Genomic DNA, 15,409 nt, shown 5'->3' on the forward strand with positions numbered 1-15,409 from the left:
TCGTTAGCGGGAGGCGAATTCTACAGCGTTACTCGCTGCTGTCAACACCTCTTTTTCTCCGCTTTCGACCGAGAGGATCGAACCGTTAAAAGAGCCAAACAACACCGCTCTTTCAACTCCTTCGGGCTTCGATGAACTGAAGCGTAACCGCTGTCGAAAACTGCGTAACTCTTTGTTTACCAAGGAGTTTTCCGTTTCGACTGCGCCGGAAGTGGGGCGAATTATAGACTTCCAGAATCTGCCGTCAACACTTAATTTAGTATTTCTATCCTGATTGATGAAAGCGGCCGATCAGACACCGTAATCGGCCTCATCCCACTACGCTTAATAGAGTTGCCCCAACGAGCACCCCGCCATGAAGATCTCCCTGAAGCTGGCCGTGTTCAGCATTGCAGCAATCCTGGCCTATCTCGGACTCGCCATTCTGGGACTGGGCGGCTTTACCGAGTTTTTCTCACATCCAGCCCTAGTGGTCATTGCCCTTGCGACGCTGGTGATGGTGGGACTTTCGCTGCTCAGCGACGTCAATTTGAGTTCCGGGGTACGTGAAGACCGGGCCAACCGGTGGGTGCTGCCAGTATTTGGGGTAATTGGTCTGTTGTCCGCGTTCGTACCGGCCTATACCGATCGGATAGATGTCTGGACCTTTGATGGCGAAGGCATACGCTGGGTGGGCGCGATTCTATTCATTGCGGGTGGCGCATTGCGGATCTGGCCCGTTTTTGTACTCGGCAAGCGCTTCAGTGGCCTGGTCGCCATTCAGCCCGGACATACGCTGGTGACTGACGGTATCTACCGAACGCTGCGGAACCCGAGTTATCTCGGTTTGCTGATCAACGCGCTGGGCTGGGCACTGGCCTTTCGCTCCAGTGCCGGGATCGTGCTCGTCCTCCTGCTGCTCCCTGCCCTCATCGCCCGCATAAACGCCGAAGAAGACCTGTTGCGCAGCGAGTTTGGTGCTGAGTACGAGGCTTACTGCGCAAAGACCTGGCGACTCATCCCCGGGCTCTACTGAGATCTGCGCCCAGTACTTGTACAGCCAACGTTTATCTCTAGCCCGCCGACGCTCGCGTCATACAGCGCTGATAACGCTCGTCGACACGCTTGGCGAACCAGGCCGTGGTGAGTTTTCGAGTGATTTTCGGGCTTTGCAACTGGATACCCGGCAGGACCGCCCTGGGCAGTGGTTTGCCTTCAGCCGTTTCCGCCAGCTCGAACACCTTCTTATATAGCTTGCTGTCTTCAAATTCGAGGCGGTTACCCAGCTCCAGTTGATCCCTGATCGTCGTATTGCGCATGTCCAGCTGTTTACCCAAGGCGCGCACCGCCAATTCCGTCGAACCCGGCATGATCGAGTCGTAGCGGATCAGATCACCATCCAGCGCCAAAGTACTTCCCGAAGCGCGATTGAGCGCACTCTGAAACGCGGCATTGCGACTGGCGTACCAGCCGGCATTGAAATCGGCGAAACGGTACAACGGCTGGCGGTAACTCACCGGATAACCGAGTAAATGCGTAATGCCGAAGTACATGCCGCCACGGCGACTGAACACCTCATGACGAATCGAGCTGTCTACCGGATAGGGATAGCGCTGTGCGTGCTGCTCGGCAAACGCGACGCTGACCTGCATCGGGCCGGCGGTATGCACCGGATTGAAGCCACTAAACAGAGTCTTGCCCATCGGCACCCGGCCGATGAAATCGTCGAATATCGCGCTGAGTTCTTTCTCGCTGCGCGCCGCATTCAAGCGCTCGCTGTAACTTTTGCCGTTGGTTGAGCTGACCTGCAAGGCACCGCGCACCAACAGATCGGGAATGTGTGCCCTGGCAGCACGTCGATCGATTTCATCCCGGGCGATCTTGCCCAGCCCCGGCACTGTCGGGTCTGTTTGAAAGGTCGACTCCTGCTCGGTTACCGCCAGCACCGAACACAGGTTCTGCGTGGTGGGCGGGATCGCTTGTGCCGCAAACGCTGCATAAATGTCGGTGGCCCAGCCTTCACGGTCTACGGTGTTGCTTGTCAACAAGCGGGCAATCTGCGCTTTCACCTGTACGGGCGTCGGTTGAGCCGCTTGCCGAGCGGCCTGATTCGCACAGCCGGTCAATACCAGCAACGTAGCTACACTCATGATCAATCGATGGGGTCGCATTTTTTACATGGGTCCTTTTAAGCTCCCTGACCGCCGAGGATATCGTTTCTTGAGCCATTGCATCGGAGGATGCAAGCACCTCGGTCAATCGGATCTAAACTGGATACACCCCTGTTCAGCGGGACTCTCGACCGAGGGCAACGACATGAACCGCAGCGATGTACTGATCGTTGGCGCCGGCCCCACAGGACTGGTCCTGGCGCTGTGGCTCAGCAAGCTTGGAATTCGGGTACGCATCCTCGACAAGACCAGCGCACCCGGCACCACTTCTCGCGCCCTGGCGGTTCAGGCACGTACGCTGGAGTTGTACCGTCAGCTCGACCTCAGCCAAGCCGTGGTGCAGAACGGCCACAAAGTACCGGCAGTCAATCTGTGGGTCAAAGGCGAACCAGTGGCGCGGTTACCGTTCGAGGATATCGGCAAGGACCTGACCCCTTACTCGTTTCTGGAAATGTTTCCGCAGGACCAACACGAGCGACTGTTGATCGAACGCCTGGAGCAGGTGGGCGTGGTGGTCGAGCGCGACACCGAACTGATCGGCTTCACCGAACATGGCGGCAGCATTACCGCGCAGTTGCTGCTGCCCGACGGCCAGGAGCATACCTGTCAGACCTGCTACCTGGCGGGTTGTGACGGCGCTCGTTCTATCGTGCGCAAGACACTCGACATCGGCTTTCCCGGCGGCACCTACCAGCAAGTGTTTTATGTCGCCGACGTCGAAGCCTCAGGTCTGGCGCTCAATGGTGAACTGCATGTGGATCTGGATGAGGCGGACTTTCTGGCGGTTTTTCCGCTGGCCGGCGAAGGCCGTGCACGATTGATCGGAACGGTGCGCGATGAACGCGCGGAACAAGCCGAAACCCTCAAGTTTGAAGACGTCAGTAGCCGGGCCATCGAACACCTGAAAGTTCAGGTACACAAGGTCAACTGGTTTTCGACTTACCGGGTTCATCATCGGGTAGCGGACACCTTCCGCTTCGGACGCGCCTTTTTGCTGGGCGATGCCGCCCATGTGCACAGCCCCGCCGGCGGCCAGGGGATGAACACCGGCATTGGCGATGCGATAAACCTCGCCTGGAAACTCGCCGCCGTTCTCAATGGAGCAGCCAACGACAAACTGCTCGACAGTTATGAAGTCGAACGCATGGCCTTTGCCCGGCGACTGGTGGCGACCACCGACCGGGTGTTCAATTTCGTCTCCGCCGAAGGCCCAATGGCCGACCTGATACGCACCCGCATTGCACCGTTCCTGCTGCCAAAAATGGTCTCATTTGAATTGGCGCGCGAGTATCTGTTTCGTACGGTGTCGCAAATCACCCTGAATTATCGCGGGATGCCTCTGAGCGAAGGCCACGCGGGCCATGTTTTCGGCGGTGATCGCCTGCCCTGGGCACATGACCGCGAGACCGATAACTTCAACAGCCTGACAAGCCTGAACTGGCAGGTTCACGTGTACGGCGACACCAGCGAAGAAATGCTTGCCTGGTGCGCCGAGCATCACCTGGCACTGCACGTTTTCGACTGGCATCCGACCCACGAAGCCGCCGGGCTGGCGCGCAATGGCTTCTATCTATTAAGGCCCGACAGTTACGTGGCCGTCGCCGACCTGTCCGCCGACCCGAAAGTCATCGAGCGTTACTTCCGGGACCACGGGATCAAACCGTTCCTTTGGTAATAACGGCACGCCGGGTGGCTTAGATTCCGCTCAACGCCAGGTCCATCGCAAAGTAGGTGAAGATCAGGTCCGCGCCCGCCCGCTTGATCGCCCCCAGACTCTCGCGCACCACGCGGTCCTCATCGATCGCACCGGCGGCGGCACCGAACTTGATCATCGCGTATTCGCCACTCACCTGATATGCCGCCAACGGCAAACGTGACGCTTCGCGGATATCACGGATGATGTCCAGATACGCACCAGCCGGCTTGACCATCAACGCATCGGCGCCTTCCTGCTCATCGAGCAACGACTCGCGTACCGCTTCACGGCGGTTCATCGGGTTCATCTGGTAACTTTTACGATCGCCTTTGAGCGCACTGCCACCGGCTTCGCGGAACGGACCATAGAGCGCCGAGGCAAATTTGGTCGAATAGGCCATGATCGAGGTCTGGCTGAAACCGGCGTCATCAAGCGCCCGGCGAATGGCCTGGACCTGCCCGTCCATTGCCGCTGAAGGCGCAATCACATCGGCCCCGGCCCGTGCAGCGGCGACGGCTTGCTTGCCGAGATTGATCAGGGTTTTGTCGTTATCGACTTCCCCCGCATGCATCACCCCACAGTGACCATGATCGGTGTACTCGCAAAAACAGGTGTCGGACATCACGATCATCTCCGGCACCGCGTCCTTGCAGATCCGCGCCATACGCGACACCAGACCGTTTTCATTCCAGGTGTCGCTGCCGCTGCCATCCAGATGATGAGAAACACCAAAAGTCATCACCGACTTGATACCCGCCCGCGCATAGCGTTCGATTTCACCTGCCAGTTTCGACTCTGGAATCCGCCGCACGCCGGGCATGCTGGTAATCGGCACGAAATCGTCGATTTCTTCTTCGACAAAGATCGGTAGCACCAGGTCATTGAGGGTGAACTCGGTTTCCTGGAACAGGCTGCGCAACTGCGGATTGCGACGCAAACGGCGTGGACGGGCTTCGGGGAATTGGCTGGACATGGGTTTTCCTGGCAAGGAGGCCAACGGCCTGGACAAGACGAAAGTCATAAAGGGAGGGAGCTTATGCCCCGCTCCCCCACCGACACAAACGTAAGTTCGGGAACAATTTGTTTCCGATTCGGTAACAGTTTGGCGGCGAGCAACGGTCAAGGGGCTCGCCAGCGCTACAGATTCAAGCTGCCGTCGATACAGGTCACGGCGGAGCCGCCGATCCAGATTTCATCGCCGATCCGTTCGACCTGAACTCTCCCGGCGCGGCCCATGGTCAAGCCCTGGCTGACCACGTAAACATCCGGCGCCAGCCCCTCGGCCAACAACCATTGGGCAACGCCGGCATTCAAGCTGCCGGTGGCCGGATCTTCGGGCATGCCGTCCCCGGGAATGAACCCGCGCACCTCAAACTGGGCCTCGTCGCCATCTCGTTCGGGGTGCCACGGCGCAATGACGCCAACCGCCAGCCCGAGCATCTGTGAATGATCGGGTTGCAGTGCCAGCACTTGCTCACGCTCGGCGAGCATCACGGCCAACCAGCCAGCACCGTTATCAACCCATTGAGCCCGAATAATCGCGCCGGCTTCAAGCCCGAGCCCAAGGCTCACCCGCTCCACCAGCGCCGCGTCCAGCGGGCCGGACTTGAGCAACGGTGGTGCGAGGAACGCCAGGTCGGTGCCACGGCGGCGGATGCGCACCAGGCCAACGCCACACTCCTGAATGATCTCCTCACCCTTGGGAATGCCGCCGGCCTCCAGCCAGGCATGACAACTGCCCAGGGTCGGATGACCGGCGAACGGCAGTTCCTGCAAGGTAGTGAAGATTCGTACCCGATAATCGGCCCGCGAATCGCCGGGCTCCAGCAAGAAGGTGGTTTCGCTGAGGTTGGTCCAGCTCGCAAACGCCGCCATGCGTTCGTCACTCAGTTCGTCAGCCCCCAAGACCACGGCCAACGGGTTGCCCTTCAGTGCAACACGGCTGAAGACGTCCACCTGTTTGAAGTCGTATCGAGGCATTGCTCTTCCTTAAGCCGGGCTAAATAAACGGAGTCGTGACGCTTGCCGTCACTTGGGAATTTCCAGCCCGCGAATCACTGCCGGCCGTGCCAGAAAGCGTTCCAGCACACGCAATACATTCGGGAAGTTGTTGATCCCGACCAGGTCCCCCGCTTCATAGAAGCCGATCAGGTTGCGCACCCACGGGAACGTCGCGATATCGGCAATGGTGTAACGCTCGCCCATGATCCAGTCGCGGCCTTCCAGGCGACCGTCGAGCACTTTCAGCAAACGCTTGCTCTCTTCGACGTAGCGATCACGCGGACGCTTGTCCTCATACTCGTTGCCGGCAAATCGATGGAAAAAACCCAACTGACCAAACATCGGTCCGATGCCACCCATCTGGAACATCAACCACTGAATCGTCTCGTAACGTGCGGCCGATTCCTGCGCCAGCAGTTGCCCGCTTTTGTCGGCGAGGTAGATCAGAATCGCTCCGGATTCGAACAACGCCAGTGGCTGATCACCCGGCCCGTGGGGATCCAGGATCGCCGGAATCTTGTTGTTGGGGTTCAGCGACAAGAATGCTGGAGAGAACTGATCATTGGTATCGAAACCCACCCGGTGCGCCTCGTAAGGCAAGCCGGTTTCTTCGAGCATGATCGAGACTTTGACACCGTTGGGTGTCGGCAACGAATAGAGCTGTATCCACTCGGGAAACTGCGCAGGCCATTTCTCAGTGATCGGGAATGCAGACAAATCGGTCATGGTGAACATCCAGTGACAATTGAATGGCGATGATGGGCTTGCTCGCGGCAGATGCCCGGCCTCAGGGCGGCTAGATTATAAGCACAGCACGGATCGGGACAGGTTAGGTCAGAAACATTCTGTCGATAACCTTCCCGGCAGCCAACCCGGTCCCGCAGATAAAGTAACGCGCGCCGTTTCGAATCGAACCAAAGGGTGTCAGTGAACTCTCAAGGCTGCCCTTGCGTTAGACGAATCGACCCCACGACATGAAAAGCACTTTGAAGCCGCTAGCTCCCAGTGTGATGTTTTGTCAGCCTTAAACGAATGCGCTGAAGAATAATAACTCGATGAAAAAGCACCTGAACTTCGTTAAAACCCTGAAGCCGCGCACCATTGTGTTCTGTGCGGCGTTACTTGTGACCTGCGTCCTGCTCCTGGTGCTGGAAGCCAGTAATCGCCGCGCGCAACCGGCTGACGGCACGCAGACCCTGGTGTTCTTGCGCCACGCAGAAAAACCCGCCGGAGGTCTCGGTCAGTTGAACTGCCAGGGGCTGAACCGCGCGATCAAACTGGCAGAGCTACTGCCAGAAAAGTTCGGCAAGGCCAATTACGTGTTTGCCGCCAATCCGACACGCAACGTCGAGGAAGGCGAGTTCGACAATTCCTACAGCTACCTCCGACCGCTGCTGACCATCAGCCCCACCGCAATCAAACTCGGGCTGCCGGTGAACATCGAATTTTCGGCCAACGACATCAGCGAACTGGCCGACGAGCTACTTCACGCCAAGTACCGCAACTCGATCATCTACACGGCCTGGTCCCACGGCTATCTGCCGGAGTTGATCAACAAGGTGGCTGAAGAGGCCACCGGTGAAAAACGCCCCCTTCTCGACGACTGGCCATCCAACGATTTCGACTCGCTGTATGTGCTGACTCTGACCTGGCACAACGGCAAGGTCACCTTGCTCAGCCATAGCTACAAACAGGGACTGAATAACGGCCCGCAGATATGTCCGACATAACGGGTCGGCTTGTGCCCACCGTTATCCGGACCTCTGGACTAAACTGCACTGGAGTATGATGCCCCACTGTCTTAATTGTCCGGAGCCTCTGTATGTCCAACTCCTTAGCGGTCCCCAACCGGGGTCTGGCGCTCTGGTGGAAACCCGCCCTGTTCCTGCTGGTTGCCTGTATCGGCCTCTACTACGTCAAGTGGTCGCCCTACTACCTCAAGGCATTTGTGGCCGCCGACAGCCACAGCATCGGCGCCTCGATCCTCAACGATGAACAAACCGCGCCGCTCGCCGCTGCACTGGTGTACGCCAAGGTGTACTTCCTGGCGATCTGGAAAGCAGCCGTACTGGCGGTGATTCTGGGTTCACTGTTACAGGTATTGATTCCGCGAGACTGGCTGCTGCGCTTGTTCGGCCGTGCCGGTTTTGCTTCGACCTTGCGCGGCGGCTTGTTCGCCTTGCCAGGCATGATGTGCACCTGCTGCGCCGCCCCCGTGGTGTCCGGCATGCGCCGTCAGAATGTCTCGGTGGGTGCGGCATTGGCATTCTGGATTGCCAACCCGGTACTCAACCCGGCAACACTGGTATTCATGGGCTTTGTACTCGGCTGGGGCTTTACCGCACTTCGGCTGGTGGCGGGGATTGTGCTGGTGCTGGGTGTTTCGTTGGTCGCCCAACGCATTTCGCGCCCCGAGTACATGCCGGAAGCGGCGCTGGAAGCCGTGACCGAAGCGACCCGCACAACCGACGAACAACCCTTCCTGAGCCGCTGGGCGCGGACCTTGTGGCAACTGTTCTGGACCACTATTCCGATCTACGTGCTGGCAGTACTGGTTCTGGGCGCTGCCCGGGTCTGGCTGTTCCCGCACGTTGACGGCGCGATGGCCAACAGCTTGCTATGGCTGATACCACTGGCCATCGTCGGCACGCTGTTCATGATCCCCACTGCCGCGGAGATCCCCATCGTGCAAACCATGATGACCTTGGGTTTGGGCACCGCTCCGGCCGTGGCGCTACTCATGACCTTGCCGAGCATCAGCCTGCCGTCGCTGTTGATGCTGCGCAAGGACTTCGATACCCGGGTGCTGGTAACCGTGGCCGTGCTGACCATGCTGGTTGGCGTGATCTGCGGCCTGATCGGCGTGTTGGTGCTCTAAAGGGAATTGCAGGCGCTGGTTAACCAGCGCCTGCGTCTTGATCTTGACGGTTACCGCGCTCACGCAAGTACTCGAGCACCGCATCTTCCTCACCCACAAACTCGATTCGGTCGCCTTTCTTCTCGCGCTGGAAGGCGTACATCGGGTCGTAATACTCGTTCAACAAACCTTCGATCCAGCCACGGTGCAAGTCCACTGCACCGCTGCGTGCCTGCTCGGCCAACGCGGCCTCCATCAAATCGAACATGCGCTGATGACGCTCGCCACCCAGGCGCTTGCTGATGTTGTTGAGGCTTGCCAGCATACGCTCGGAGAACTGTGCGAACCCCTCGTCGCCATGTACAGCGATGAATTCGGCGCAGAGATTCACCACGTAATCGCGCAGAATTCGCTCGACCCGGTCTTGCAGGCTGTCTTCGAGCCAGACCATCGGGAAACGTTGCATGCCCTGATACAGCGGCAGTGGCAAGGCACAGCTGCCGACCATACGGCTTTCATCTTCGAGCACGAACTGTTCAATGCCACGGGCACGCTTTTTCAGCACATCCACCGCCAGGCGGTTCTCGAAGTCGATGTTAGTGGGCTGACCGGTCGCACGCTTGCCAAAGCTGGAACCGCGATGATTGGCGTAACCTTCAAGGTCCAGACCATTGCTCAAACGGGTGAGGACATCGGTTTTACCGGTGCCGGTCATGCCGCCGAGCAAGACGAAGTCGCACTGCTCGACCGCTTGATCGACCGTTTCCAGCAGAAAAGTCCGCATCGCCTTGTAGCCGCCACCGACCCGAGGGTAGTCGATGCCGGCCTCGTCCTTGAGCCATTGCTGGACGATCTGCGAACGTAAACCACCACGAAAGCAGTACAGGTAACCGTCGGGGTTAGCCCGGGCAAAATCAGCCCAGGCCTGGATGCGCGCCGCCTTGATCTCGCCCGAGACCAACTGATGCCCGAGCGCAATGGCAGCCTGCTGACCGTGCTGTTTGTAGCAAGTACCGACCCGCTGGCGCTCGTTGTCCGTCATCAGCGGCAGGTTGATCACCCCAGGGAACGACCCCTTGGTGAACTCGACCGGCGCGCGGACATCCATCATCGGCCGGTCATTGAGGAAGATGTCGCGGTAATCAGTGAAATCGATAAGCATCAAATCACCTCTACCGCGTTGCTCTGTCGCTCAATCAGTTCACCGATCGGCGCCAGGTTCAGGCCCAGCTCAGCGGCAACAGCGAGAAACTGCTCGTTGCCCTCGGGCGTCACTGCAACCAGCAAACCACCGCTGGTCTGCGGATCGCACAGCACGCGCTTGTGCAGTTCCTGTACACGTCCAACCTTGTTGGCGTAGCTGTCGAAATTACGCAGAGTACCGCCCGGCACACAGCCTTGATCGAGGTAGTACTCGACGCCCGGCAAACGTGGCACACGGTCGTAATAAATGCGCGCGGTCACAGCGCTGCCATCGGCCATTTCCACCAGATGCCCCAGCAACCCGAAACCGGTGACGTCGGTCATGGCGGTCACGCCGTCGAGTTTGCCGAAACGGCTACCGGGTTTGTTCAGTGTGCACATCCAGTCACGGGCCAGGCCGACGTCGCTGGCGCGCAGCTTGCCCTTCTTCTCGGCGGTGGTGAGGATGCCGATGCCCAATGGTTTGGTGAGGTACAGCAAGCAACCGGCGGTGGCCGTGTCGTTGCGCTTCATGTGGCGCTTTTGCACCAGACCGGTGACCGCCAGGCCGAAGATCGGCTCCGGTGCATCGATCGAATGCCCGCCAGCCAATGGGATACCCGCTTCATCGCAGATCGAACGGCCGCCGCGAATCACTTCCCGGGCAATCTCCGGCGCCAGCACGTTGACCGGCCAGCCAAGGATTGCAATCGCCATCAACGGATCACCGCCCATCGCGTAGATATCGCTGATGGCATTGGTGGCAGCGATGCGACCGAAATCGAACGGATCATCGACAATCGGCATAAAGAAGTCAGTGGTCGATACCACGCCACGCTCGTCGTCGATGGCATACACCGCGGCATCGTCACGCGATGCGTTACCCACCCAGAGCTTAGGGTCGAGATTCTGCGCGCCGCTGCCGGCCAGAATCACCTCCAGCACCTGAGGTGAAATCTTGCAGCCACAACCTGCGCCGTGGCTGTACTGGGTCAGGCGAATCGGCTCGCTCATGGGGGGCACCTCTGGAATTCAAGTTCAACAATTCTAACAGAGCACGGCGCAAGCGCTGGCAGAGCCTGCCCCGCTTTCGAGCAGACACGCTCGCCAAGGGAGCAAATTGCTAACCAAAACGTCAGCTAATTCACAAAATCTCCATTTATTTCAATCGCCTGTTCCAAGTTGGTCCGCAACATGCAAACGTTTGCGTCAGTCACATGAACGCTTGATCCATGCCTGAGCGCTCATGTTCGGCCAACCACTGCACGAACAGGGATTTTCAATGCACGCCACTTCCAGACGCACCGCGTCCTGCCCCACTGTTGCTGTTTCCTTGCTACTAAGCGCCGTTACGGGACTACTCAGCTGCGCTGCCCTGGCTCAAGAAAAAACCGTTGATGAGTCAGCCCAAGGCGAGACGCTCAGCACTGAAGCCAGCCCACCGAAAAAAGGCGCGTACCTGTCGGACTGGTTCAATCAGGATCTGACGCTGATCGGCAGCAAGGACATCAGTTTCGGCCCGCAACCGGCCGACGACGTTTACCTGGAATACGAGTACTTCGGGCGTAAGGGGCCATTCGAACTGTATGGCTATATTGACGCCCCGAAGATCCTCGGCATTGGCAACAGCCACGACAAAGGTGCCTGGGATCACGGTTCGCCGTTGTTCATGGAGCACGAGCCACGTATTTCCATCGACTACCTGGCCGGTCGCAGTCTGGCAGTCGGGCCATTCAAGGAATGGTATGTTGCGTTCGACTGGATCTACGACCACGGCAGCAGCACCGCCAATCGCGCCAACACGCTTTACAGTGGCCTGGGCACCGACATCGACACCCATTCGCGGGTCAACCTGTCGGCCAACTTCTACGGGCGCTATCAGTGGGAGAACTACGGCGCCAGCAATGAATACTCATGGGATGGTTATCGCGCCCAGTTGAAGTACATCGTGCCCATCGATCGCTTCAGCAATGGCGCGTCACTGACTTACATTGGCTTCACCAACTTCGACTTTGGTTCGGACCTGCATAAAGACAATCCGGCACGCACGGCCAACGCCACCGTGGCCACTAACGTATTGCTCTATTCATTCACGCACCTGCGCTTCACCCTGGTTGGGCGTTATTTCCATAACGGCGGTAACTGGGAGGATGGCAGCGAGTTGAACTTCGGTGAAGGCAGCTTCCGCGCTCGCTCCGATGGTTGGGGTTATTACGCGGGTGTCGGGTATCAATTCTGAGTGGCAAGCTGCTTCGCTATCAACATCTACCAAGGAGGTTCCATGCACATCGTTACACGCCTTTCTCTGTCAGCCAGTCTGGCCTGCAGCGCCCTGCTCTCTTCCAGTGTCTGGGCAGCCGAGGCCCCGATCACGCCGAAAGTCATGCTGATCAGCATGTTCGCCCCGGAAGCGCAAACCTGGATTGATCGCCTGGAGCTCAAGCAGGAGATCCGCGTACCGGGGCTTTCTGCCGAGTATCCGAGCATTCGCTGCAATACACAGCAGGTGTGCCTGATGGTCACCGGCATGGGCCAGACCAACGCCGCGGCATCCACGCTGGCATTGGCCCTGTCACCGAAATTCGACCTGCGCAAAAGCTATTTCCTGATTGCCGGAATTGCCGGCATCAACCCGCACCGCGGCACCATTGGCACCGCCGCATGGGCGCATTATCTGGTGGAGTTCGGCACGCAATGGGAACTGGATTCGCGGGACGCTCCCAAAGAGTGGCCGACCGGCTACATCGGCATCAACACCAAAGGTCCGAACGAAAAACCGCCGCTGGACTACAAAACCGAAGTCTTCGAGCTCAACCCGAAGCTGCAAGCCAAAGCCTTCGCCCTGAGCGCGAAAGTTGCTCTCAGCGAAAGCCATGAGTCCGCCGCGTGGCGGATGAAATACCCCTACGCGCCGGCCAATCAACCGCCGGTGGTCACTCAATGCGACACGCTGGCCGGCAATACCTGGTTTTCCGGAACACGCCTGAGCGAACGCGCCGAAGTCTGGACCCGTTTGCTGACGGACAACCAAAGCGTTTACTGCACGACTCAGCAGGAAGACAACTCGACGTATGAAGCGCTGTTGCGCGCCAGCCGTGAAGGTCTGGTGGATATCCAGCGCCTGGCCGTGGTGCGCGCAGGCTCCGACTTCGACCGCCCGTATCCGGGTTACAGCGAAGTCGACAACCTGCTCAAGTACGCCGATCAGGGTGGTTTTGTGCCAGCCCTGGAAAACCTCTTCCGCACCGGCAACCCGCTGGTGCAGGAGATTCTGAGGAACTGGTCGGCGTGGGAGAAGGGTGTGCCTGAGGTTTAAATCTGCGCGGTCTTTGTGACACCAATCGCGGGCAAGCCACGCTCCCACAGGTATTGCGTAGATCTTGTGGGAGCGTGGCTTGCCCGCGATCGACTGCGCAGCAGTCGCAAAGTCCACCAACACCGCTTTATCGGTTGATCACGGCAACAAAATCACCTTGTCGCCACCGCCCTGATTCACCTCGGCATAACGCTCAAGCCCCTCGGCCAGTGGCGACTCCAGCAGCCCGTCCGGCAGTGGCAACAACCCGTCATCGAAGAACCGACCAAACTGCTCAAGCATCGCCGCACAGGCTTCGACGCCGTACAGCAACGAGTTGATCCCGACCACCGAACCGCCACGGCGATACAGCGCCAGCGCCGGCAGTTGCACCTGCCCGTCGACCGGTGCGGCGATGATTGCGATGCGGCCGAAGGTGGCCAACGCCGCTACCGACGCCGGCAGCCAAAAGCCGGTGGTGTCGAAAATCACGTCGGCACCGCCGGTGAAAATCGCATTGACCTGAGCGCCCAGCGCTTCCGGGGTTTCCAGTTGAATCGTGTTAAAGCCCTGGGCCTGCAAGGCCTTGACCTGCTCGGGACGTCGCGCCGCCGCCAACACCTGCGCACCGCGAATTTTTCCCAGCGCCAGCGCCGCACTACCCACCGCGCCACCACCGATCACCAGTAAACGGGTTTGCGCGGTCACCAGGCTGCGTTCCAGCGCATCCCACGCCGTGGTGTAGGGCACGCCAAGGCTGGCAGCCTGGGCAAAGCTCAAATGCGTCGGTTTGAGCGCGACGCCCTTGGCCGGCAGCTTCACGTATTGCGCATGCGAGCCATCGGCGAAAAAGCCCAACTCGCTGCCCGTGCCCCAGACTTCCTGACCGATCAACGCCTGCGGCCCTTCAACCACCACGCCGGCAAAGTCGCGGCCGGGAATCCGTGGCAGCGTGGTGTAGGGAAAACGTCCGAGCACGTTCTTCACATCGCTGGGATTCAGGCCTGCAGCCTTGATCTGCACCAACACCTCGTTGGCGCCCGGAACCGGGGTCGGAACCTCAACGTAACGCAGGGCCGCCAGATCACCGGTTTTATCGAATTGCAGTGCTTTCATGGGAATTTCCATCTGACAAATGAACGGATTTCAGGAGATCCAGCCAGCAACCAGTTGCCGCCCCATCGGCCACAGCTGTTCGCCGGCCAACATGCCCAGCAACCCCACCAACGCAATGGCCGGTGGTGCGGGCGAACGAAAATCCAGCGCGCCGTAGAGCAGGCCAACGCCAAGACCGATGACCAGTGAAATGAGGTAGTTCATGCTGAACTCCGCGTAATGGGGAATACGCAGAGTCTAGAGAGTGGCCGCCAAGGCAATCGGCCAAGTACTTCAGGATTTCGGCCAAATACCCTGCTACGGCGCTGAGCTGAAATCGCCTTCGTGGGCAAATTGCGAGGGTGCAACACCCAGCTCGCGGCGAAACATGTCGCTGAAGCTGCTCGGCGAATAGCCCAGTTCGCGGGCGATTGTGCTGACCGGCACGCCCTGGATCAGCTCGGCGACTGCAATCGCCAATTGCACCTGACGCCGCCATTCGGCAAAGCCCATGCCCAATCCATCCTTGAACAACCGCGCCAGGGTGCGCACGCTGGCGCCGGCATTTTCGGCGTGTCGCTCAAAGGGAATGTCCAGCGACGGTGCGGCCATGACCGCCTGACAGAGATTGACCAGCCGCCGCTCGGCGTTATCCGGCATGGGAATCTTCAACAGCGAACGCTTCGCCCGTTTCAACTCCAGCAACGCCAGCCCCACCAGCGCCTCATAGTAATCCGTCGGCCCACTGTCGCCCTGTTCCACCAACCCGAGAATCAACTCGCGCAGCAAACCGCCGACTTCGATCACCTGAACGCTGCTGTCCAGCGTCGCAGCCAATGCTGGGCGCAGGTAGATATTGCGCATCTGCAGGTCCGAGACCACACGAATCCCGTGCACCACCCCCGGTGGCAACCAGACCGCCCGTTGCGGCGGCACGACCAATGCCTCGTCGGGTGTCTCGACCCACATCACACCGCTCATCGCATACAGCAACTGGCCCCAGACATGCTCGTGCGGCTCGATGTACCGGCCGCGCGGATAGGTGCGCGCCAACGGTTGCACCGGCACATCGGTGTCGCTGAGATCAGGCGGAGCGGCAAGGGCCATGGGCGGGATCGTGAAAAAGGGAGAAG

15 protein-coding genes are annotated in these 15,409 nt (G+C 59.2%); 6 read left to right on the forward strand and 9 right to left on the reverse strand.

What is annotated here, in order from left to right:
- Positions 1 to 355: 355 nt before the first annotated feature.
- Positions 356 to 1,015, forward strand: coding sequence for a methyltransferase family protein (locus tag BK658_RS14465; protein WP_123582866.1), 660 nt, complete (start codon positions 356 to 358; stop codon positions 1,013 to 1,015).
- Positions 1,016 to 1,052: 37 nt separating this feature from the next.
- Here the strand turns inward: BK658_RS14465 and BK658_RS14470 are convergent, their stop codons facing one another.
- The gene (locus BK658_RS14470) at positions 1,053 to 2,150 is read right to left on the reverse strand and encodes a DUF1615 domain-containing protein (protein WP_123582867.1); all 1,098 of its coding nucleotides are present in this window, start codon (positions 2,148 to 2,150) and stop codon (positions 1,053 to 1,055) included.
- Between the two features lie 145 nt (positions 2,151 to 2,295).
- Here BK658_RS14470 and BK658_RS14475 point away from each other — a divergent pair, with 145 nt between their 5' ends.
- Positions 2,296 to 3,825, forward strand: coding sequence for an FAD-dependent oxidoreductase (locus BK658_RS14475; protein WP_123582868.1), 1,530 nt, complete (start codon positions 2,296 to 2,298; stop codon positions 3,823 to 3,825).
- 19 nt (positions 3,826 to 3,844) lie between these two features.
- On the opposite strand, the gene hemB is transcribed toward BK658_RS14475, so the two are convergent.
- The 3 genes from hemB to BK658_RS14490 form a co-directional block, all read right to left on the reverse strand.
- The gene (gene hemB / locus BK658_RS14480) at positions 3,845 to 4,819 is read right to left on the reverse strand and encodes a porphobilinogen synthase (RefSeq protein ID WP_123582869.1); all 975 of its coding nucleotides are present in this window, start codon (positions 4,817 to 4,819) and stop codon (positions 3,845 to 3,847) included.
- A 164-nt stretch (positions 4,820 to 4,983) separates the two neighbouring features.
- On the reverse strand, positions 4,984 to 5,826 hold the full coding sequence (locus tag BK658_RS14485; RefSeq protein WP_123582870.1) for a PhzF family phenazine biosynthesis protein: 843 nt from the start codon (positions 5,824 to 5,826) through the stop codon (positions 4,984 to 4,986).
- A 48-nt stretch (positions 5,827 to 5,874) separates the two neighbouring features.
- Positions 5,875 to 6,573, reverse strand: a complete 699-nt coding sequence (locus BK658_RS14490) for a glutathione binding-like protein (RefSeq protein ID WP_123582871.1) — start codon at positions 6,571 to 6,573, stop codon at positions 5,875 to 5,877.
- A 329-nt stretch (positions 6,574 to 6,902) separates the two neighbouring features.
- Between BK658_RS14490 and BK658_RS14495 the strand changes: the two genes are divergently transcribed.
- Entirely contained in the window at positions 6,903 to 7,577 is a 675-nt protein-coding gene (locus tag BK658_RS14495) for a histidine phosphatase family protein (protein WP_123582872.1), read from the forward strand.
- Between the two features lie 92 nt (positions 7,578 to 7,669).
- Positions 7,670 to 8,725 carry a permease gene (locus BK658_RS14500; protein WP_123582873.1) on the forward strand — a complete coding sequence of 352 codons (1,056 nt, stop codon included), beginning with the start codon at positions 7,670 to 7,672 and terminating at the stop codon, positions 8,723 to 8,725.
- Positions 8,726 to 8,744: 19 nt separating this feature from the next.
- On the opposite strand, the gene mnmH is transcribed toward BK658_RS14500, so the two are convergent.
- Together mnmH and selD are read right to left on the reverse strand one after the other, a co-directional pair.
- Positions 8,745 to 9,866, reverse strand: a complete 1,122-nt coding sequence (mnmH, locus tag BK658_RS14505; RefSeq protein ID WP_123582874.1) for a tRNA 2-selenouridine(34) synthase MnmH — start codon at positions 9,864 to 9,866, stop codon at positions 8,745 to 8,747.
- Positions 9,866 to 10,900, reverse strand: coding sequence for a selenide, water dikinase SelD (selD, locus tag BK658_RS14510; RefSeq protein ID WP_123582875.1), 1,035 nt, complete (start codon positions 10,898 to 10,900; stop codon positions 9,866 to 9,868). The genes mnmH and selD overlap by 1 nt, the downstream gene beginning before the upstream one ends.
- 268 nt (positions 10,901 to 11,168) lie before the next feature.
- Here selD and BK658_RS14515 point away from each other — a divergent pair, with 268 nt between their 5' ends.
- Together BK658_RS14515 and BK658_RS14520 are read left to right on the forward strand one after the other, a co-directional pair.
- On the forward strand, positions 11,169 to 12,125 hold the full coding sequence (locus BK658_RS14515) for a nucleoside-specific channel-forming protein Tsx (protein ID WP_123583096.1): 957 nt from the start codon (positions 11,169 to 11,171) through the stop codon (positions 12,123 to 12,125).
- Between the two features lie 42 nt (positions 12,126 to 12,167).
- Positions 12,168 to 13,202, forward strand: a complete 1,035-nt coding sequence (locus tag BK658_RS14520; RefSeq protein ID WP_123582876.1) for a purine-nucleoside phosphorylase — start codon at positions 12,168 to 12,170, stop codon at positions 13,200 to 13,202.
- A 138-nt stretch (positions 13,203 to 13,340) separates the two neighbouring features.
- Here BK658_RS14520 and BK658_RS14525 read toward each other — a convergent pair whose 3' ends face one another.
- From BK658_RS14525 to BK658_RS14535, 3 genes are all read right to left on the reverse strand, one after another.
- Positions 13,341 to 14,297 (reverse strand): quinone oxidoreductase family protein, encoded by a 957-nt coding sequence (locus BK658_RS14525; RefSeq protein WP_123582877.1) that lies wholly within the window; start codon positions 14,295 to 14,297, stop codon positions 13,341 to 13,343.
- A 30-nt stretch (positions 14,298 to 14,327) separates the two neighbouring features.
- Complete coding sequence (locus tag BK658_RS14530; protein WP_123582878.1) at positions 14,328 to 14,501, reverse strand: DUF1427 family protein; 174 nt, start codon at positions 14,499 to 14,501, stop codon at positions 14,328 to 14,330.
- Positions 14,502 to 14,594: 93 nt separating this feature from the next.
- Positions 14,595 to 15,383, reverse strand: a complete 789-nt coding sequence (locus BK658_RS14535) for an AraC family transcriptional regulator (RefSeq protein ID WP_123582879.1) — start codon at positions 15,381 to 15,383, stop codon at positions 14,595 to 14,597.
- Positions 15,384 to 15,409 lie beyond the last annotated feature (26 nt).

Origin of the sequence: Pseudomonas brassicacearum (assembly GCF_003732175.1) — a bacterium.
Lineage (GTDB): Bacteria > Pseudomonadota > Gammaproteobacteria > Pseudomonadales > Pseudomonadaceae > Aquipseudomonas > Aquipseudomonas brassicacearum_G.